Raw genomic sequence first — 19,876 nt, 5'->3', positions numbered from 1 at the left:
GCGCGGGATCGTGGCCGCGGGCAAGGCGTGGCGCGATCTCGCGGGCGCCTTCGCCCGCGCCGGGATCTCGCCCGAGGAGGCGGGGCTGCGGCTTCTGAAGGTGGGGCTCGTCTGGCCGCTGGTGCCCGCGACGCTCGACCGCTTCGCCGAGGGGCTCGAGGAGATCCTCGTGATCGAGGAGAAGCGCCCGGTGATCGAGGACCAGATCCGCGCGCAGTTCTACAACCGCACCGGCGCCCGGCCGCGGATCTGGGGCAAGACCACGCCCGAAGGCGCGCCCCTGATCTCCTCGACGGCCGAGCTCGACCCGGCGGGGCTGGTGCCCGTGCTCGCGGCCTTCCTGCGCCTGCCGCCCATCGACCTGCCCGCGGCTCCGGCGCCCGTGCCCAGCCTGCCCTTCCGCGAGCCCTACTTCTGCTCGGGCTGCCCGCATTCGGTCTCGACCAGGCTGCCGGACGGCAGCCGCGCCACCGCAGGCATCGGCTGCTCGATGCTGGCGGTGGCGATGGACCGCAACGTCGAGACCTTCACCCAGATGGGGGGCGAAGGGGCGAACTGGATCGGCCATGCGCCCTTCACCGACGAGCGGCATGTCTTCGTCCATATGGGCGATGGGACCTATTTCCACTCGGGCCTGCTCGCGATCCGGGCGGCGGTGGCGGCCGGGGTGAATGCGACCTACAAGATCCTCTTCAACGATGCCGTGGCCATGACCGGCGGGCAGACCCACGACGGGGCGCTCACCGTGCCCGCGGCCGTCGACCAGATCCGGGCCGAGGGCGTGCGCGAGCTTGTGGTGATCGCCGAAGAGCCGGGGCAGTGGCAGGGCCGGCTGCCGGCCGGAGTGAAGGTGCTGCACCGCGACCGTCTGCAGGCCGAGCAGATCCGCCTGCGCGAGGTCGAGGGCGTCACCTGCATCATCTACGATCAGGTCTGCGCCGCCGAGAAGCGCCGCCGCCGCAAGCGGGGCAGCCATCCCAGGCCCGCAGCGCAGGTGATGATCCATCCCGGTGTCTGCGAAGGCTGCGGCGACTGCTCGGTGCAGTCGAACTGCATCGCCATCGAGCCGCTGGAGACCGATCTCGGCCGCAAGCGGCAGGTGAATCTGTCGGCCTGCAACGCCGATCTCTCCTGCCTCAAGGGGTTCTGCCCGAGCTTCGTCACCATCGAGGGCGGCCAGCGCCGGCCGCAGCTGGCCCCCCTGCCCGGCGATCTCGGGCAAGACCTCCCCCCGCCCGCGGCCGCGACGGCCGGGCCCGCGCAGGCGCTGCTTCTGGCCGGGATCGGCGGCACCGGGGTCATCACCGTCTCGGCCATCCTCGCGCAGGCCGCCCATCTCGACGGGCTGGCGGTGCAGGTGCTGAACCAGACCGGGCTCGCGCAGAAGAACGGCGCGGTCATGGCGCATCTGCGTTTCGCGACCGACGCCGGGGCGCTGCACGCCCCCCGGATCGGACTGGCCGAGGCCGATGCCGTCCTCGCCTTCGACAGCGTCGCGGCGGCGGCTCCGAAGGGGCTGGCCTGCATCGATCCGGGCCGGACGCGCGTCGTGGCCGACCGTCACGTCACGCCCACCGCGGGCTTCGTGCGCCATTCCACGGCGCCACTGAAGGACGGGCGGGCGATGGATCAGCTCCGCAGCCGGGCGGGCGCGGGTCTGGAGACGGTGCCCGCCACCGAGCTCGCGCTGCGCCATTTCGGAGACGCCATCGCGGCGAACATCCTGCTCACCGGCCATGCCTTTCAGCTCGGCCTGATCCCCCTGTCCGAGGGCGCGATCCTCCAGGCGATCCAATTGAACGGCGGCGCGGCAGAGCGCAACCTGTCGGCCTTCCGCGCCGGGCGCCTGCTTGCCGCCCGGCCCGAGGCCTTCGCGCCCGCGCCTCCGGCCGCCGAGCCCACGGTGGCCGAGCTGCGCGACCGGCTCGTGCGCCATCTGACCGAGTGGCAGGACGCGTCCTATGCCGCGCGCTTCGGGCGCCTCGTGGACAGGGCCGCGGCCCGGGTGCAGGGCTGGACGGGCGCCGAGGAGTTCCTGCGGGCGCTGATGCGCGGAACCCACCACGTCATGGCCTGGAAGGACGAATACGAGGTCGCGCGGCTGCATATCGACCCGGCCTTCGGCGCCTCGGTCGCCCGCGAGTTCGAGGGCGACTACAGGCTCGTCTACCATCTGTCGCCGCCGTTCCTCGGCCGGACCGACGCGCGCACCGGCCGCCCCGCAAAGCTCCGCTTCGGGCCTTGGATGCGGCACGGCTTCCGCCTACTCGCCCGGATGAAACGGCTGCGCGGCACGCCGTTCGACCCTTTCGGCCAAAGCCACGAGCGCCGGGCCGAAAGGGCCCTGCGCGAACGCTACATCGGGCGCATGGAGGATCTGCTGGCGGCACTGACGCCCGAGGATCTGCCGGCCGCCACGCAGGAGGCCGCCGCCGTCCTGACGGTGCGGGGGTTCGGGCCCGTCAAGGCCGCCAACCTCGCCCGCTGGCAGGCGGAATGGGGCGCCGCCCGCGCCTGAACGCCATCGGCGGACAGGCCTCGTGTGAGAAGGGGGCCTGCGGGCTTCGTCCTGCGGCCCCTTCAAGGCAAGGGATCCGCGATGGGACTCCTTCTGCGCGAAGGCCCGCGGGCCTCGCACCCGCGCCCTAGCGCCCGCCCGCCCCGGTCGCGGCCTCATCGCAGTTGCAGCCTGCGGGCACGGCGTTGATCCGGAAGAGGGTGCGCAGATCCTCGATCGGCTCGACGCTTCGGAAATGGCCGGCATAGAGCCGGTCGATCGTGCCGTCGCTGAACATGCCGTAGAGTTCGAGGGCGATCTGGCTCGGCAGGTTGGGGTGGGCGGGCGTCTGCGCCACCACGAGCGCATAGGGCTCGTAGCTGTCGGCGACCGGCACCACACCCGGCCCCGCCGGTGCGAGATCCGCCGTGCAATCTTGCCCCGTGCTCTTCTCCCAGGTCCGGATCGAGGCGCGCACGATGTCGATGTCGCCGAAGTAGCGGAAGACGGAGCCTGTGCAGAAGGCCTGCACCAGCGCGGCGTGGCTCTCGAAGTCGCGCAGGCAGATCCGGGTGCCCGTCTCGGCTTCCGCGGCCCTGCGCACCGTCCGCTCCGTGGTGGTGCCCCGCACGACGCCCCAGATCTGCATGCCCTTCAGGATCTGCGGCGTGAAGCGCGGCGGCCACCAGTCCGTGGCGGCGCCCTCCTCGGCCGCGCCTTCCGCCTCTCGGATGAAGGCCTCGCACGGCTTCTGCTCGGCCACCTCCTCGTCGAGCCAACGGATGCCGCGCCCCCCGCGCATCGCCGACGACCCGGCCGCGAAGAAGAGGATCGGCGAGAACTGGAGGTTCGGCGCCCGGTCGTTCAGGGCGCGCAGCCGGGCGAGCGTGATCGTGACCGGATCGCACAGGATGTCGAAGCCGCCCTCTCCGGTGGCGAGGAAGGCCGCGCGCCGGTCGGCGGAGATCTCGACGGGTTGCCCGACCCGGTAGCCGGCACGGATGACCGCCGCCGTGCAGATGTCCCAGAAGAAGCCGTTGAACTCGCCGCTGTCCGCGTCCTTCCAGACGAAGGGCGGGACATCGGCGCGCACCGCGAGGCGGAGGTCGGTCTGGGCGTCGCCCCGGGCCGCAGCGCCCAAGCTCGCGACGGCGAGCAGCGGCAGGAGGAAGAGAAGGCGCATCAGCTCCACGCCGCCCGGCTCCGATGCGTGCCGAGGATCCGGTGCCGGTGCAGCTGCTCGGCCTGCTGCCGCTGGCGCAGAGCCTCCGAGAGGCAGAACAGCACGAGGGCACCGATCAGCAGGCTCTGGATCATCGCATAACAGATCAAGCCGAGATCGACGGCATCGAGCCCCGCGCGCCCCGACCGGCCGAGCATGGCGAGGCTCGAGACCGTGCGCGTGGCCCCGCCGGCGAGCGCCATGACCAGCGCGCCCGCGCCGGCCCAGGCGAAGCTGCGCAGGATCGAGACCGGATGCAGGGTGGCGTCCCGCGCGTCGATCAAGAGCAGGACCATGAGGGCGAGCACCGCGCCGCGCAGGGCCGTGGGACCGTTGTAGAGCAGCGACAGCTTCAGCGTCTCGAACGCCGCATTCTGGGATTGCGCCCAGCCCTTGCTGATCGCCGCCGTCCAGAGCACGAGGCCCAGGAAGCAAGCCAGCGCGATCAGCCAGCTCAGGCCCGCGAGGATGACGGCCTGAGGCAGGCTGACGGTCCAGTGCGAGGTCCAGAGGTTGTTCCAGCGGCCCGCAAACCGCGCCGCGTCGCGCAGGGCCAGCGCGAGGATCATCGGCACCGCATAGGTCATGAGGGCCGATGTCAGGTAGGTGAAGGCGCGGAAGGCGGCGCTCGCCCACTCTCCCTGCTGCATCTCGTATTCGTATCTGCCGGGGAAGATGCTCCAGCAGAGCGCCACGATCGCGACGAGGCCGGTCGTCCACAGCCACGGCAGCAGCACCAGCGACCGTGGCCCCTTCGCCAAAGGTGCGTCGCCCAGCCCCGAGGTCAGGAAGGCGTTCAGCCGGGCGCGCGCCAGCTCCTGCTGGCGCACCAGCCGGCGCGCCTCGCCCTTCTCCTCCTGGCCGGTCGCGGGCGGCGGGTCCGGCTGCGCCGTGAGCGTGATGACATCATGCTCGACGTAAAGCGCGAGCAGGATGCAGATGTCATAGGCCAGTTGATCGGCGTCTTTCGCCAGCCGCGCCCAGGTGACGGCGCGCGACACGGTGGGGCCCTTGGCCTCCTCTGCCGCATCATCGGGCTGCCCCCGCTCGATCTCGAGCGCCTGTTCGTCGAGGTCGAGAAGCAGCGCGTCCTTGCGCCGGCGCAGCGCCGTCTCCACCGCATCGAACCGCTCGCGGACGGCGGGATTGTCGAGCTTGATCCGGCGTCCGAACAGCCAGGACGATGTGGCGAGGATCAGCGCCATGTCGCTGCGGAAGTCGTCCGGCTCGGGCACATGATCCCGTGCCGCCCGCTCGTAGCGTCGCATCCGCTCCCAATCGTTCCTCGGGATCATGAGGGTATTGTCCCGCTCGGGTTCAAGCTCGAGCGTGTGGCGGCTGAGCTCGTCGGCCCATTCGACGATGCGGGTCGGGATCCCGGCCAGACTGTGCCCGATCAGCCGGATCCAGATCTCGAACCGTTGCAGCACCGGAAAGCTCGGGGCCAGCCCCACCATGATCAGCGCGATGGTCAGCGACGTGGCGGGATCGATGCCCAGCGCGCCCGCCGCGCCGTCGCTGCCCGGAAGCGGGCTCGCGGTCTCGGGTGCGGGAAGCCCGGTCGCGCCCAGCTGCGGCAGCAACTCGGCATAGGCGCAGAGGAAGAAATAGATCGCGAGCATCGCCAGCGCATAGAAGAAATAGGCGCGCAGGATGATCCGGCGGGCGCGCAGCTTCTCGGGCGTCAGCAGATCGACCAGACGTTCGAGCTGCCGCCCCGTCTCGTAGCTCGCGCGATTGAACCGGTCGTAAGAGAAAAGGACGACCACCGCTGCCCCGACAAGCAGCGCCACGACACTGGACATGTTTGCCTCTCAGTCGCCTCGCGGAGGACTCAGCGGCACTGCTGGACGGCAGGATTGCAGGCGGTCTGGGAATGAACGGCACCCGCCAGCAGATAAACGGAGATCAGGGTCAGGATGAAAGCGCGCATGCCTCGTCCTCCTAGCCAATCCGAGAAGAATATGCGGAAAACGCAGGATTCGCAACGGAAGGTGGAAAACCCCGACAGGATGCTCGCGCGGAGGGCCCCTCAGGCGCCTTCTGCACAGCGGCTACCGGCTCTCCCTGCGGCAGCACCGACCGGTCGGCACCGGTTGCCATCTCCGGCTTCGGTGCGACGTCTCTCGGAAATGTGGCGGCCCGGATACCTCTTTGTCGCCGATCCCCTGTCGGGTCATCCGGCTTTGCCTCCTCCTGCAGCCGTCGAGGGACAGCGCTCGAAAGAGGCCGAGAGGCCGACCCGATCCTCGAACATCTTCGTGTCATTGCCTGCCGAACATGGTATCCTCGGGTTCTGGCGAAAGCTGACATCGGGAGTGACGCATGACGTTTCTTGCCGAGTTCGACGCAACCGCAGACAGTCCGCCGGCAGAGGTCGGCGTGGTCATCAGATGGTTGCGCTCCGATTGGTCAGGCATGTACGCGGAGTTGCGCGCCAACCGGCCGATCCTTCCCACCTCTGCCTTCACCATGATCACCCGCGCAACGGATGTGCTGGCGATCCTCGCCCAGCCCTCCCTCTATTCGGTGCGCGCCAATCGCCGCTCCATGGATCCGTCCGTGGGCCCGTTCATGCTGGCCCGCGACGAGACCCACATCAATTGGCAGGAGAAAGGCCTGATGCAGGCCCTTCTGCGCTGGGAGGACCTTCCCCGCGCGCGGGCGCTCGCCGGAGAGGTGAGCCGGGCCGCCATCGCGCGCGCCTCCGAAGCGGGCGTCGCCACGCCGAGCCTCGACATCGTGCCGGCCATCGCACGCGCCGTGCCGCTTGCGATCGTCCAGCGCTTCTTCGGCTTCGATGCGCCGGCCGAGGCGATGCTGCGCTGGTCCTTCGCGACCCAGCACGGCATGTTCCGCAATGCGCCCTTCGACGGCGACGTGCTGGCGCGCTGCCACGAGGCCGGCGCAGAGATGCGGGCCTGGCTGGACCCGTTTCTGGCCGGGAAGCGGGCGGCCGGGTCCTCCGGCGGCGACGACACGGTGAGCCGGCTCATCGAGATCAGCAGCCTGCCGGCGACGGGCCTGTCCGCCGACCGCGTGCTGAGCAATGTCTGCGGACTGCTCGTCGGCGCGATCGAAACGAGCTCGCAGGCCATCGTACAGATCGTCGATCAGTTCCTCGCCCACGACGACTGGCGCGCGGCGGCCCTCGCCGCCGATGCCGAGGGAGACGTCGCCGGCTTCGACGCCCATGTCTTCGAGGCCCTTCGCTTCAATCCGATCACGACCATCCAGTTCCGCCATCTCGAACAGGACCGCGTGCTGGGGGAAGGAACTTCCTATGCGACGGCGGCCAAGGCGGGCACCGTCCTTGCGGTCTGCACCGGCTCTGCCATGTTCGACCCCGCGCTGATGCCCGATCCGGAACGTTTCGACGCGACCCGGCTGGCCAACTCCTACCTGCATTTCGGCATGGGGCATCACGAGTGCCTGGGCGGCCATGTGGCCCGGGTGTCGATCCCCGAGGCCGTCCGTCAGATCCTGCGGTTGCCGGGCCTTGCCCGCGCCGCGGGCGGGGCCGGCCTGATCGACTTCGCCGGGGGCCCATTCCCCGAGCACCTCACCGTGACATGGAGCAGGGAAGACCCTGCCGCAGATGCCGCGCCGGCCGCGAGGTCGCGCACGGCGGAGCCGACAGCTTGACCGCCGCGATGCGGAGCAAGCGCCGGGACAAGCTCGTCCCTCGCCTGCGGGTCTTCCTGCTGCAGAATTTCGCGCCGGTCTGGCGCACGGTCGAACGGGTTCCCCCGCTCGCCCGGCTGGTCAATCGCCTCATCATCAACACCGCCTGCAACACCGCCGCCTTCCGTCCCCATGCCATGAGCACGCTCGGGGACTACACCTCCTGGAGTTCCCTCACCGACCGGACCTATCTCGGCCGGATGATACCGCCCCTGCCCGCAGCCGCGCGGGACGGCCCCTCGCTCGCGGAGACCACCGCGCTCTTCGCGCCGCAGGGACCGCAGCAGCAATGCCCCAAGTCGACGCTGCTGTTCCCGATCTTCGCGCAATATCTCACCGATGGCTTCCTGCGCACCAGCAGCACCGATCGTGCAAGGACCACATCCAATCACGACATCGACCTGTCACCGCTCTACGGCCGCACCCCCGCCCAGACCCTGGCGCTGAGGGCGGCCCCGGATCAGGGCCGCGGAAAGGGCCGCCTGAAGTCGCAGTGGATCGGGGACGAGGAGTTTCCGCCGGATCTCTACCGGACCGGCACCAGCGACATTGCCGCCGATTTCGCGGATGCCCACGGCACGGCCCTGCTCGACCTGCCGCTCGGGATGAATGCCGATCCGCCCTGGGCCGCGGGCGAGCATTCGCGGCGCAGGCTCTTTGCGGTGGGCGGCGACCGCGTGAACTCGACCGCGCTCGTCGCGATGCTGAACACGCTGTTTCTGCGAGAGCACAACCGCCTTGCCGCCGAACTGGAGCGGCGCAACCCCGGCTGGGACGACACCCGCATATTCGAGACGGCGCGCAACATCGTGATCGTTCTCTTCATCAAGATCGTGATCGAGGAATATATCAATCACATCTCCTCGGCCTGTTTCCGGCTCCGTGCCGATCCGCGGGTGGCCTGGAACGCCCCTTGGAACAAGCCGAACTGGATGACGGTCGAATTCTCCCTGCTCTATCGCTGGCATTCGCTGGTGCCGGAGACGATGCTGTGGGACGGGGAGCGGATGGATACCGCCGCCATCCTGCTCGACAACAGGAAGCTCATCGAGGCGGGGCTCGCGAAGGCGTTCAAATGGGCCGGCCAGACACCGGCCGCCCGCCTCGGGCTGCACAATACCGCGATCTATCTCGAGAACCGGCTCACGGTGGAATCCCGGGCCATCGAGCAGAACCGGGCGCGCCGGCTGCCGGGCTACAATGCCTATCGCCAAGCGATGGGCATGAACCCCGTCGACGATTTCGACTGCATGACCGGCGACCGGGCGCGGCAGGAGGAGCTCCGGGCGCTCTACGGGACGCCCGAGGCGGTCGACTTCTATGTCGGACTCTTCGCCGAGGATGCCGGTCTGAACACGCCGATGCCGCCGCTCCTCGGCGCCATGGTGGCGCTCGATGCCTTCTCCCAGGCGCTCAACAATCCGCTCCTGTCCAGGCAGGTCTATTGCAAGGAGACATTCACCGGCTACGGGCTCGAGGTCATCGAGGCGACGGGGACCCTCTGGGACGTTCTCGTGCGCAACCTCGGCCCGACCGCGCCATCCGACATCAGGGCAGAGGATGTCCGCATGACACGGCCCGATTGGCGCCGCAGATTCTCGGCGTTCTAGACAAGGCGGGATCCCGGATCGCGCCGGCCTGCGCCCTGATCCCGAAGTTCACGACACCTCACTCGAGCACAGATCTGGCAGTCATGCGATGGAGGACGCAATGTTCAGACTGAAAGTGGCACTGACCCTGCTGGCCCTCGGCGCGACGACGGCGGGCGCCGAGACGATCACCGATCCGGATGCCATCGCCGCGCGCCTCAAGTTCTGGGCGACCGATCCCGGAGATCCCGTCTATTACGGGGAGGTGAGGACGGTGAGCAAGGCCACCCGGCGGATCGGCGGCCATTACCAGTGCCTCGCGCTCGCCTTCATCAAATACGAGAATGGCGTATTCCATTATGCCCACAAGATGTGGAGCAAGGCGGCGGACGGGTCCTGTCACTATGACGATGTGACGAGCCGGAAGGTCGGCAATCACGGAGCCTGCGTGAAGGACAGCGAGGCAGGCTTCGGCCGAGCGATCGGAACCGCACGCATGACGAAGGCCAACATCGATTACGCGAACAGCCGGTTCAGAACCGTCGACACGAACACGCGGCGCGTCGGCGAGACGGCCTCCTGCATCCCCCCCAAGGGCGCGACGGCCGGCCTCTACTCCATCAGCATCTCCGACGGGCGCCTGCGGGTCATCACCACCCGCCCGCTCGATTACGAGGTGAACATGCAGGTGCAGGACGGCAAGCGGCCGCCCACCGCCCCGGTGTTCTGAGGCCCGAAGAACCGGAGCGGACCTGGCACTGCCGCTCCGACACAGGGGATCCCGAAGCGGTGGCGCCACTCCGCAAGCGGCATGGCGACCCCTGTGGGTAACGGCGCAGCGGTTCGGGCTTCTGAGTCGGTCCGACGCCCAAGCTCATGCCGCCCCCTTACAGTCCCTTGGGTCCTCTCTCTCCCCGCAACACCGCCAGACCCCGGACGCCCGACAGCGCCGGTGGGAAGGCCCGGACCGACATCCTGCGCCCATCTGCCCAGAGACGGGGCAACTCTGGCCGTCTCGTGCGACCAAGCCCCTCGCAAGGCCGCACCGCTGCGACCGTGGTCCCGGGCGACAAGGCGGCCGGTCTGACGTCGCACGCGCGGATCGTCCGACGCACGCCAGCCTTCACCCGCTCGTCAGAACCAACGGGAGGTCCCGGGCGACAAGGCAGCGGCCGGCCTGACGTCGCACGCGCGGATCGTCCGACGTATGCCGGCCTTCACCCGCTCGCCAGAACCAACGGGAGGTCCCGGCCTCCTGCACACCGATGTCCGTCCGTCATCCGTGCCGGATGCGGAGGGCGCGCGCTGTCATACCCACACCGTCGCGGCCGCCGCCGACCGCTCCCGTGGCCGCCCACCTGCTTGCCTGCTTGCCTCCTCACCTCCTCACTCTCCTCACCTCCTCACCTCCTCACCTCCTCACCTCCTCACCTCCTCACCTCCTCACCTGCGAAATTCTGCTATTTACTATCGCAATTAATACTATTAGTTTTGCGCAGGAGGAGGCGACCGTCCGGGTTCGCCGGAGGAAGTCGCCATCATGAAGATCACCGCGCTCAAGACCTTCATCGTGCCGCCGCGCTGGCTGTTCCTGAAGATCGAGACCGATGAGGGGATCGTCGGCTGGGGCGAGCCGGTGGTCGAGGGCAAGGCGCTGACGGTCGAGGCCGCGGTGCACGAGATGGCCGACTATCTGATCGGGCAGGACCCGCTCAGGATCGAGGACCACTGGCAGGTGCTCTACCGCGGCGGCTTCTACCGGGGCGGTCCCGTGCTGATGAGCGCGCTGGCGGGCATCGATCAGGCGCTGTGGGACATCAAGGGCCGCGCGGCGGGCCTGCCGGTGCATCAGATGCTGGGCGGCGCCTGCCGCGACCGGATCCGGGTCTATTCCTGGATCGGCGGGGATCGCCCCGAGGATGTGGCCCAGGGCGCGCGCGAGGCCGTGGCCCGCGGCTTCACCGCGATCAAGCTGAACGGGGCGGAAGAGCTGCAGATCGTCGACGGGCACGACAAGATCGACCGGATCGTGGAGACCATCGGCGCCGTGCGCGATGCGGTCGGGCCGCATGTGGGGATCGGCGTCGACTTCCACGGCCGGGTGCAGAAGCCGATGGCCAAGGTGCTCATCCATGCCCTCGATCCCTTCCGGCTGATGTTCATCGAAGAGCCGGTGCTGTCGGAGAATCTCGAGGCCCTGCCCGAGATCACCCGCGGCACCTCGACACCGATCGCTCTGGGCGAGCGGCTCTATTCCCGCTGGGATTTCAAGCGCGTGTTCGAGACGCGCTGCGTCGACATCATCCAGCCCGACCTCAGCCACGCGGGCGGCATCACCGAATGCCGCAAGATCGCGGCAATGGCCGAGGCCTACGACATCGGCGTGGCCTTCCACTGCCCGCTCGGACCCATCGCGCTGGCGGCCTGCCTGCAGGTCGATGCGGTCTCGCACAATGCCTTCATCCAGGAGCAGAGCCTGGGCATCCACTACAACGCCGGAAGCGACCTGCTGGATTATCTCGTGGACCCGTCGGTGTTCCGCTACGAGGCCGGCGCGGTCGAGATCCCGACGGGGCCCGGCCTCGGCATCGAGATCGACGAGGCCGCCGTCCTTCGGGCTGCCGAGACCGGCCACCGCTGGCGCAACCCGCTCTGGCGCCACGCGGACGGGTCGGTGGCGGAATGGTGAGGCCGCACCCCCCGGCACCGGGCGGCGGGTTCGACGTGCGGAGGCCTCAGGCACGGGCTGACCGGCCTCGGCGCGACTGTCGGGTGACGGCCTAGAAGACGAAGACTGCCGGCAGAGGCCAGGTGCCCCCGCTGGTGGAGACAGGCCTGCGTTGCGGGCTTCGGGGAGGATGGACGGCCGGAGGGGCCGTTCCGGAGGAGGACGGATGAAGATCACCGCGATCAGGACCTACCGGGTCGAGGAATTCGCGAACGTTCTGTGGGTCCATGTCGAGACCGACGCGGGCGTCACGGGGCTGGGCGAGACCTTCTACGGCGCCGAGGCCTGCGAGGCCCATATCCACAATACGCTCGCCGTCCGCCTGCTGGGGCAGAACCCGCTGAACATCGAGCTCCTGCACAAGGAGATGGTGTCGCTGCCCAATGCGCAGGCCTCGACCGGGGTGGAATATCGCGCGGCCTCGGCGGTGGATATCGCGCTGTGGGACATCTTCGGCAAGGTGGCGGGCCAGCCCGTGCACATGATGCTCGGCGGCCAGAGCTGGGACCGGATGCGGATCTACAACACCTGCGCCGGCACCCGCTATGTGCGGACGAACAAGATCAAGCCGGTCGACACCTGGAACCTCGCCGCGGGAGGGGCCGAGGCGCCCTCGCCCCACGAGGATCTCGACGCCTTCATGACCCGCGCGGGGGAGCTTGCCGAGGATCTGCTCTCGAACGGCATCACCGCCATGAAGATCTGGCCCTTCGATCCGGCGGCGATCGAGAACAAGGGCATGTTCATCACGGCCGAGCAGATGAAGACCGCGATCCGTCCCTTCGAGCTGATCCGCAAGGCGGTGGGCGACCGGATGGAGATCATGGTCGAGATGCACAGCCTCTGGAACCTGCCGGTCGCCATGGACATCGCCCGGGCGCTCGAGCCCTACCAGCCGCGCTGGTTCGAGGATGCGATCCGCATGAATTCGCCGCAGGCGCTGGCCGAGTTCGCGCGCTCGACCACGACCTGGACCTGCGCCTCCGAGACGCTGGGCTCGCGCTTTGCCTACAAGGAGTATCTCGACCGGGATGCCACCCATGTGGTGATGGCGGATCTCTGCTGGACCGGCGGGCTGACCGAGGGCCGCAAGATCGCGGCCATGGCCGACACCTACCACCGCCCCTTCGCGCCGCATGACTGCATCGGCCCGGTGGGCTTTGCCGCAGCCATCCACATGTCGATCAGCCAGCCCAACACGCTGATCCAGGAATCGGTGCGCGCCTTCTACAAAGGCTGGTACCGCGAGCTGGTCACCGAAGTGCCGCGGATCGAGGGCGGCTTTGTCTATCCGATGGAAGGCCCCGGGCTCGGGACCGAGCTCGTGCCGCAGTTCTTCGACCGTTCCGACCTTTCCCACCGTCTGTCCGAGGCCGCCTGAATGTCGCTGAAACTCTTCGATCTGACCGGGCGCACGGCGCTCATCACCGGCTCCTCGCGCGGGCTGGGCCGCGCCTTCGCCGAAGGCCTGGCCGGCGCCGGCGCGCGGGTGATCCTGAACGGCGTCAATGCGGCGCGGCTGGAGGAGGCCGCGGCCGAGATGCGGGCCGAAGGCTTCGACGTGCTGACCGCCGCCTTCGACGTGGCGGACGAGGCCGCGATCAAGGCCGCCTTCGAAAGGCTCGACGCCGAGGGCATCGAGGTCGACATCCTGATGAACAATGCGGGCATCCAGTTCCGCAAGCCGATGCTCGAGCTCGACACCGCCGACTGGCAGCGGGTGATCGACATCAACCTGACCGCCTCTTTCGTGATCGGGCGCGAGGCGGCGCGGCGCATGGCCGCGCGCGGCCGCGGCAAGATCATCAACATCGGCTCGCTGACCTCCGAGCTCGCCCGCGCGACGGTCGCGCCCTATACGGTGGCCAAGGGCGGCATCAAGATGCTGACCAAGGCCATGGCGGCCGAATGGGGCGAGAAGGGCATCCAGTCGAACGCCATCGGCCCGGGCTACATGGTCACCGACATGAACGAGGCGCTGCTGGCCAATCCCGAGTTCGACGGCTGGGTCAAGGCCCGCACGCCGATGCGCCGCTGGGGTCTGCCCGAGGAGCTGGCCGGCACCGCGATCTATCTCGCGTCCGACGCCTCGAACTATGTCTCGGGCCAGATCATCTATGCCGACGGCGGCATGATCTCGGTGCTGTGATGAAGGCGCTCGTCCTCCACGCCCCCCACGACCTGCGGCTCGACGAGATCGCCGCGGCGGCCGATCCCGGCCCCGGCGAGGTGCGCGTCGCGGTCAGCCACGGCGGGATCTGCGGCTCGGATCTGCATTACTATCACCACGGCGGCTTCGGCACCGTGCGGCTGCGCGAGCCGATGGCGCTCGGCCACGAGGTCTCGGGCATCGTGACGGCGCTCGGCGCGGGCGTGACCAATCTTTGCGAGGGCGACCGCGTGGCGGTCAATCCCTCGCGGCCCTGCGGAAGCTGCGACTATTGCCGGCGCGGCCTCGCGCACCATTGTCTCGACATGCGCTTCAACGGATCGGCCATGCGCTTTCCGCACGAGCAGGGCCTCTTTCGCGCGGCGGTGACGCTGCCCGCCGCGCAGGCCGTGCGCCTGCCCGCGGAGACCGATCTCGCGCTCGCCGCCATGTCGGAGCCGCTGGCCGTCTGCCTCCATGCCGTGGCGGGCGCGGGCAGCCTGATCGGCAAGCGGGTGCTGGTGTCGGGCTGCGGCCCGATCGGCTGCCTGACCATCCTCGCCGCCCGCGCGGCCGGGGCCGAGGAGATCGTGGCCTCCGACATCGCGGCGCCCGTGCTCGCGGCCGCCCGCGCGGTGGGCGCGGACAGGGTGCTCGACCTTGCGGCCGAGCCCGAGGCGCTCGATCCGTTCGCGGAAGGCAAGGGCCGGATCGACGTGGTGTTCGAATGTTCGGGCGCCCCGCCCGCGCTTCTGGCGGCCCTCCGGGTGCTGCGCCCGCAGGGCCTTCTGGTCGCCGTGGGCCTCGGCCCCGAGGTCCCGCTGCCCGTGACCGCGCTCGTCGCCCGCGAGATCCGCCTGCAGGGCAGCTTCCGCTTCGACGCGGAGTTCGCCACCGCCGCCCGGGCCATCGCGTCGGGCCGCATCGATGTGTCGCCGCTGCTCACCCGGGTGCTGCCCGTGGCAGAGGCCGCGGACGCCTTCGCGCTTGCCTCGGACAAGAGCCGGGCGATGAAGGTGCAGATCGCTTTCCCGCCCCCGTGACGGGGACGGGCCACAGCTCAGAAGAGCATTCAGAAAGGGAGGAGACCTGATGAATTACCTGACTTCAACCGCCGTCGCGCTGGTTGCAGCCCTCGCCGCCGGCTCGGCCGCAATGGCGCAGGAGCACCATTTCCGCTTCCAGTCCTCGGACCCGGCGGGCAACCCGAACTTCGAGCTGCAGCATGTCTTCGCCGACAAGGTGAAGGAGCTGACCAACGGCGAGGTCACGATCGAGCTCATGCCGGTCGGCACCATCGTCGACTACAAGGAGACGCCCGACGCGATCCAGGCCGGGCTGATCGACGGCCATATCACCGACACCTCCTATTTCGCCGGCCGCGACCCGGCCTTCGGCCTGATCGCGAACCCGGTCGGCGCCTGGGCGGACCCGGCGCAGATGATCGATTTCGTCGAGAACGGCGGCGGCAAGGAGCTGATGAACGAGCTCATCAACCCCTACGGGCTCCAGTTCATCGGCGTCTCGACCCCGGGCCTCGAGGCTTTCGTCTCGAAGGTGCCGCTCGACACGGTGGAGGATCTGAAGGGCGTGAAGGTCCGCTCGCCCGAGGGGCTGATCGCCAACGTCTTCGCCGCCGCGGGCGCGAACCCGGTCAACCTGCCCTCGTCCGAGGTCTATACCTCGCTCGACAAGGGCGTGATCGACGCGGCCGATTATTCGGTCTTCTCGGTCAACCAGGACACCGGGATGAACGATATCGCGCCGCATCCGGTCTATCCGGGCTTCCACTCGCTGCCGCTCGTCGAAGTGTCGATGAACAAGCAGAAGTGGGACGCGCTGACGCCCGAGCTGCAGGCCAAGATCACCGAGGCGCAGAAGATCTTCCAGCAGACCCAGATCGACACGCTGCACCAGCGCGATCTCGAGGCCGTCGAGGCCGCCAAGGCCGGCGGCAAGATCACGGTCCACGACTGGTCGGACGAGGAACGCGCCAAGTTCCGGGGCATCGCCCGCGGCGAGTGGGAGAAGGTCGCCAGCCAGTCCGAGATGGCGCAGAAGGTCTATGACACGCTCGTGGCCCATCTGACGGACAAGGGCCTGATGGCCGAGTGAGACGGCGCCCGGCCGGCGCGGATCCCGCGCCGGCCGGACCGGTGACGCCTGCGATCGGGGATGCCCTCCGGTCGCGCTCAAGGCTCGGGAGACCCCCATGACACATCCCCAAGACCAGACCGGACACCATGTCCAGGAGCTGCCCGTCGAGACCCCGCTCGGCGTCCCGCAGGAGGCGGGCGTCGTGGGCCGGCTCGTCGAACGCCTCGGATTCCTCTTCGCCGCCGGCATCGTGATCGCCGCGCTGATGCTGCTGATGGAGGTGTTCCTGCGCTATGTCCTCAACCGCCCGACGATCTGGGCGCACGAGGCCTCGACCTTCCTCTGCGCGCTCGCCTTCCTCTTCGGCGGGCTCTATTGCGCCTCGCGCGACAGCCACATCCGGGTGGTGCTGCTCTATGACCTGATGCCCGCTCCGGCGCGCCGCTGGCTCGATGTCTTCATCTCGACCGCCAGCATGGTCGCCTCGGGCTTCTTCGCCTGGGCCGCCTGGCTGATGGTGGCCAAGTCGGTCTGGGCCCCCTCGGGCGAGATCCGGCTGGAACGCTCCGGCAGCGCCTGGAACCCGGCGATCCCCGCCTGGACCAAGATCTTCCTCTTCGTGGTCATGATCGTGATGACCGTGCAATTCGCCCTCTTCGCCTGGAACCAGCTCCGCCGGTCCGGCTCCCACCGCACCGGGGACAAGTCATGAACGCGCTCGTCGATCTTGCCGCCCTCGGCATCGGCCCCTCGACGCTGATCATGTTCGGCACGATGGTCGTGCTGCTGCTGACCGGCATGCCGCTGGCCTTCGTGACCCTGCTTGTCGCGCTGATCTTCGCCCTCGTGGGATACGGGCCGATGGCCGTGGGCCTCATCACCAGCCGCATCTACACCTTCGTCAACAACTTCATCTTCGTCTCGGTGCCGATGTTCGTGCTGATGGCGGCGATGCTTGACCGCTCCGGCGTCGCGCGCGACCTGTTCGACGCGATGAAGCTGATCGGCGGACGGATCCGCGGCGGTGTCGCGGTCCAGACGATCTTCGTCTCGGTGATCCTCGCGGCCATGTCGGGCATCATCGGCGGCGAGATCGTGCTGCTGGGCCTTCTGGCGCTGCCGCAGATGCTGCGGCTCGGCTACGACAAGAACCTCGCCATCGGCGTGGTTTGCGCGGGCGGCTCGCTCGGCGCCATGATCCCGCCCTCGATCGTGCTCATCATGTACGGGCTGACCGCCAACGTCTCGATCGGGTCGCTGTTCTCGGCAGCCTTCATCCCGGGCGTCATGCTGGCGGGCTTCTATGTCGTCTATGTGCTCGTCATGTCCTACTTCAAGCCGGGCGTGGCGCCGCCGCCGGTGGTCGAGACGATCCCCACGGCCGAGAAGCTGCGCCTCCTCAAGGGCCTGATCCTGCCGATCATGGTGGTGGTCTTCGTGCTGGGCTCGATCTACGGCGGCATCGCCTCGGTGACCGAAGCCTCGGCCGTGGGCGTGGGGGGTGTTGCGCTCTCGGCGCTGATCCGGGGCGAGTTCAGCTGGGCCTTCCTGCGCGACAGCGCGATGCAGACGCTGGCCACCGTGGGCATGATCGTCTGGATCGGCATCGGCGCCACCGCGCTCGTGGGCGTCTACAACCTGATGGGCGGCATCAGCTTCGTCTCGGGCCTCATCACCGGCGTGTCGGACAATCCGACGGTGATCATCCTGCTGATGATGGCTATCCTCTTCGTGCTCGGGGCCTTCCTCGACTGGGTGGGGATCGCGCTTCTGACCATGCCGATCTTCGTGCCCATCGTGAAGTCGCTCGGGCTCGATCCGGTCTGGTTCGGCGTGCTCTTCTGCATGAACATGCAGGTGAGCTTCCTGTCGCCGCCCTTCGGCCCGGCCGCCTTCTACCTGAAGTCCGTGGCCCCGCCCGACATCTCGCTCGGCGACATCTTCAAGGCGCTCCTGCCGTTCATCGGGCTGCAGATCCTCGCCCTCGCCGTGATGATCCTCTTCCCCGGCATCGCCATCTACTGACCCGGGCGCGGGCGGGGCACACACGCCCCGCCCGACCCTTCCGCGGCCCATCCACAGAGACCTCCCCATGACCCAACGTCCCCGGATCACCCCCGACCAGCTGCGCTCGCGGCTCTGGTTCAACAATCCCGACGATCCGGAGATGACGGCGCTCTATCTCGAGCGCTATCTGAACTACGGCCTGACCCGGGCCGAGCTTCAGGGCGGCAAACCGATCATCGGCATCGCCCAGACCGGCAGCGACCTGTCGCCCTGCAACCGCCACCATGTGGAACTGGCCAAGCGGGTGCGCGACGGCATCACGGCGGCGGGCGGCATCCCGATGGAGATCCCGGTCCATCCGATCCAGGAGACGGGCAAGCGCCCGACGGCGAGCCTCGACCGCAACCTCGCCTATCTCGGCCTCGTCGAGGCGCTGCACGGCTATCCGATCGACGGGGTGGTGCTGACCATCGGCTGCGACAAGACCACGCCCGCGCTGCTGATGGCGGCGGCGACGGTGAACATCCCCGCCATCGCCTATTCGGTGGGCCCGATGCTGAACGGCTGGCACCGGGGCGAGCGCGCGGGCTCGGGCACCGCGGTCTGGCGCGCGCGCGAGCTTCTGGCGCGGGGCGAGATCGACGAGGAGGGCTTCTACGAGCTCGTGGCCTCCTCGGCCCCCTCGGTCGGCTATTGCAACACGATGGGCACGGCCTCGACCATGAACAGTCTGGCCGAGGTGCTCGGCATGCAGCTGCCCGGTTCCGCCGCCATCCCCGCCCCCTACCGCGAGCGCGGGCAGATGGGGCACGCGACCGGCCGGCGCATCGTCGAGATGGTGTGGGAGGATCTGCGCCCCTCCGACATCCTGACGCGGGAGGCCTTCGAGAATGCCGTCGTGGCCTGCTCGGCCCTCGGCGGCTCGACCAACGCGCCCATCCACCTCAACGCCGTGGCACGTCATGCCGGCGTGGCGCTCGACAACGACGACTGGCAGAGGCTCGGCCATGCGGTGCCGCTTCTCGTCAATCTCCAGCCCGCGGGCACCTATCTCGGCGAGGATTTCTACCGCGCGGGCGGCGTGCCGGCCGTGCTGGGCGAACTGATGGCTGCGGATCTGCTGCCCCATCCCGAGGCGCCCACCGTCTTCGGCACCCCCCTCTCAGCGGGCGCCATGCGCAGCCTCGAGACCGACGTGATCCGCCCGGTGGTCGAACCGCTGAAGGACGAGGCGGGCTTCATCAACCTGTCGGGCAATCTCTTCGACAGCGCGATCATGAAGACGAGCGTGATCTCGCCCGACTTCCGCGCCCGCTACCTCTCCGATCCTGACGACCCCGAGGCGTTCGAGGGCACGGTCTTCGTCTTCGACGGACCCGAGCATTTCCATGCCGTGATCGACGATCCGGCGCTGGGGATGGGCGAGGATGCGGTGCTCGTGATGCGCGGCGCGGGGCCTCTGGGCTATCCGGGCGCGGCCGAGGTGGTGAACATGCGCCCGCCCGCCTATCTCCTCAAGCGCGGCATCCCGGCCGTGCCCTGCATCGGCGACGGCCGCCAGTCGGGGACCTCGGGCTCGCCCTCGATCCTCAACGCCTCGCCCGAAGCCGCGGCGGGGGGAGGCCTCGCGCTTCTGCGCAACGGCGACCGGATCCGCGTCGACCTGCGCCGCGGCCGGGTCGATGTGCTGCTGCCGGACGAGGAGCTGGAGGCCCGCAGGACAGCCCTGGCCGAGGCCGGCGGCTATGCGATGCCGCCCAGCCAGACCCCTTGGCAGGCGATCTTCCGCGACCTGACGGGGCAGCTTGCGCAGGGCATGGTGCTTGACGGCGCGGACGGGTTCCACGATCTCGCCCGCAAGGCGCTCGCGCGCAACAACCACTGACCGGCCCGGCCTTATCCC

The 19,876-nt window shown here is 69.0% G+C and carries 14 protein-coding genes; 12 read left to right on the top strand and 2 right to left on the bottom strand.

The window, feature by feature from the left end; translation table 11 throughout:
• A partial coding sequence (locus tag A9O63_RS14270) for an indolepyruvate ferredoxin oxidoreductase family protein (protein ID WP_069332542.1) occupies nt 1-2,518 on the top strand: 2,518 nt, incomplete at its 5' end.
• 127 nt (nt 2,519-2,645) lie between these two features.
• On the opposite strand, the gene A9O63_RS14265 is transcribed toward A9O63_RS14270, so the two are convergent.
• Together A9O63_RS14265 and A9O63_RS23440 are read right to left on the bottom strand one after the other, a co-directional pair.
• Nucleotides 2,646-3,680, bottom strand: a complete 1,035-nt coding sequence (locus tag A9O63_RS14265; protein ID WP_069332541.1) for a substrate-binding periplasmic protein — start codon at nt 3,678-3,680, stop codon at nt 2,646-2,648.
• Nucleotides 3,680-5,524, bottom strand: coding sequence for a hypothetical protein (locus A9O63_RS23440; protein WP_235836992.1), 1,845 nt, complete (start codon nt 5,522-5,524; stop codon nt 3,680-3,682). The genes A9O63_RS14265 and A9O63_RS23440 overlap by 1 nt, the downstream gene beginning before the upstream one ends.
• A gap of 520 nt (nt 5,525-6,044) precedes the next feature.
• On the opposite strand from A9O63_RS23440, the gene A9O63_RS14255 reads away from it, so the two are divergent.
• From A9O63_RS14255 to A9O63_RS14205, 11 genes are all read left to right on the top strand, one after another.
• Entirely contained in the window at nt 6,045-7,364 is a 1,320-nt protein-coding gene (locus A9O63_RS14255) for a cytochrome P450 (protein ID WP_069332539.1), read from the top strand.
• Entirely contained in the window at nt 7,361-9,013 is a 1,653-nt protein-coding gene (locus tag A9O63_RS14250) for a peroxidase family protein (protein ID WP_069332538.1), read from the top strand. Before A9O63_RS14255 ends, A9O63_RS14250 begins: the two co-directional genes overlap by 4 nt.
• A 100-nt stretch (nt 9,014-9,113) precedes the next feature.
• Entirely contained in the window at nt 9,114-9,722 is a 609-nt protein-coding gene (locus tag A9O63_RS14245; RefSeq protein WP_009563530.1) for a hypothetical protein, read from the top strand.
• Between the two features lie 810 nt (nt 9,723-10,532).
• Nucleotides 10,533-11,681, top strand: coding sequence for a galactonate dehydratase (gene dgoD, locus A9O63_RS14240; RefSeq protein ID WP_009563532.1), 1,149 nt, complete (start codon nt 10,533-10,535; stop codon nt 11,679-11,681).
• A gap of 205 nt (nt 11,682-11,886) precedes the next feature.
• Entirely contained in the window at nt 11,887-13,101 is a 1,215-nt protein-coding gene (locus A9O63_RS14235; protein ID WP_069332537.1) for a mandelate racemase/muconate lactonizing enzyme family protein, read from the top strand.
• The gene (locus A9O63_RS14230; protein WP_069332536.1) at nt 13,102-13,869 is read left to right on the top strand and encodes an SDR family oxidoreductase; all 768 of its coding nucleotides are present in this window, start codon (nt 13,102-13,104) and stop codon (nt 13,867-13,869) included. It abuts the gene before it with no gap.
• Nucleotides 13,869-14,912, top strand: coding sequence for an L-idonate 5-dehydrogenase (locus A9O63_RS14225; RefSeq protein ID WP_069332535.1), 1,044 nt, complete (start codon nt 13,869-13,871; stop codon nt 14,910-14,912). Before A9O63_RS14230 ends, A9O63_RS14225 begins: the two co-directional genes overlap by 1 nt.
• 49 nt (nt 14,913-14,961) lie before the next feature.
• Entirely contained in the window at nt 14,962-15,984 is a 1,023-nt protein-coding gene (locus A9O63_RS14220) for a TRAP transporter substrate-binding protein (protein WP_069332534.1), read from the top strand.
• A gap of 97 nt (nt 15,985-16,081) precedes the next feature.
• Entirely contained in the window at nt 16,082-16,678 is a 597-nt protein-coding gene (locus tag A9O63_RS14215) for a TRAP transporter small permease subunit (RefSeq protein WP_069332533.1), read from the top strand.
• The gene (locus A9O63_RS14210) at nt 16,675-17,991 is read left to right on the top strand and encodes a TRAP transporter large permease (protein ID WP_069332532.1); all 1,317 of its coding nucleotides are present in this window, start codon (nt 16,675-16,677) and stop codon (nt 17,989-17,991) included. The genes A9O63_RS14215 and A9O63_RS14210 overlap by 4 nt, the downstream gene beginning before the upstream one ends.
• A gap of 67 nt (nt 17,992-18,058) precedes the next feature.
• A complete protein-coding gene (locus tag A9O63_RS14205) occupies nt 18,059-19,858 on the top strand; it encodes an IlvD/Edd family dehydratase (RefSeq protein WP_069332531.1) in 1,800 nt (599 codons plus the stop codon).
• The last annotated feature ends 18 nt before the right edge of the window (nt 19,859-19,876 follow it).

This window comes from Cereibacter johrii (assembly GCF_001720585.1).
Classification (GTDB): domain Bacteria; phylum Pseudomonadota; class Alphaproteobacteria; order Rhodobacterales; family Rhodobacteraceae; genus Cereibacter_A; species Cereibacter_A johrii.
The sequence above is the reverse complement of the archived record's forward strand: the minus strand, read 5'-3'. Positions and strand labels throughout refer to the sequence as shown.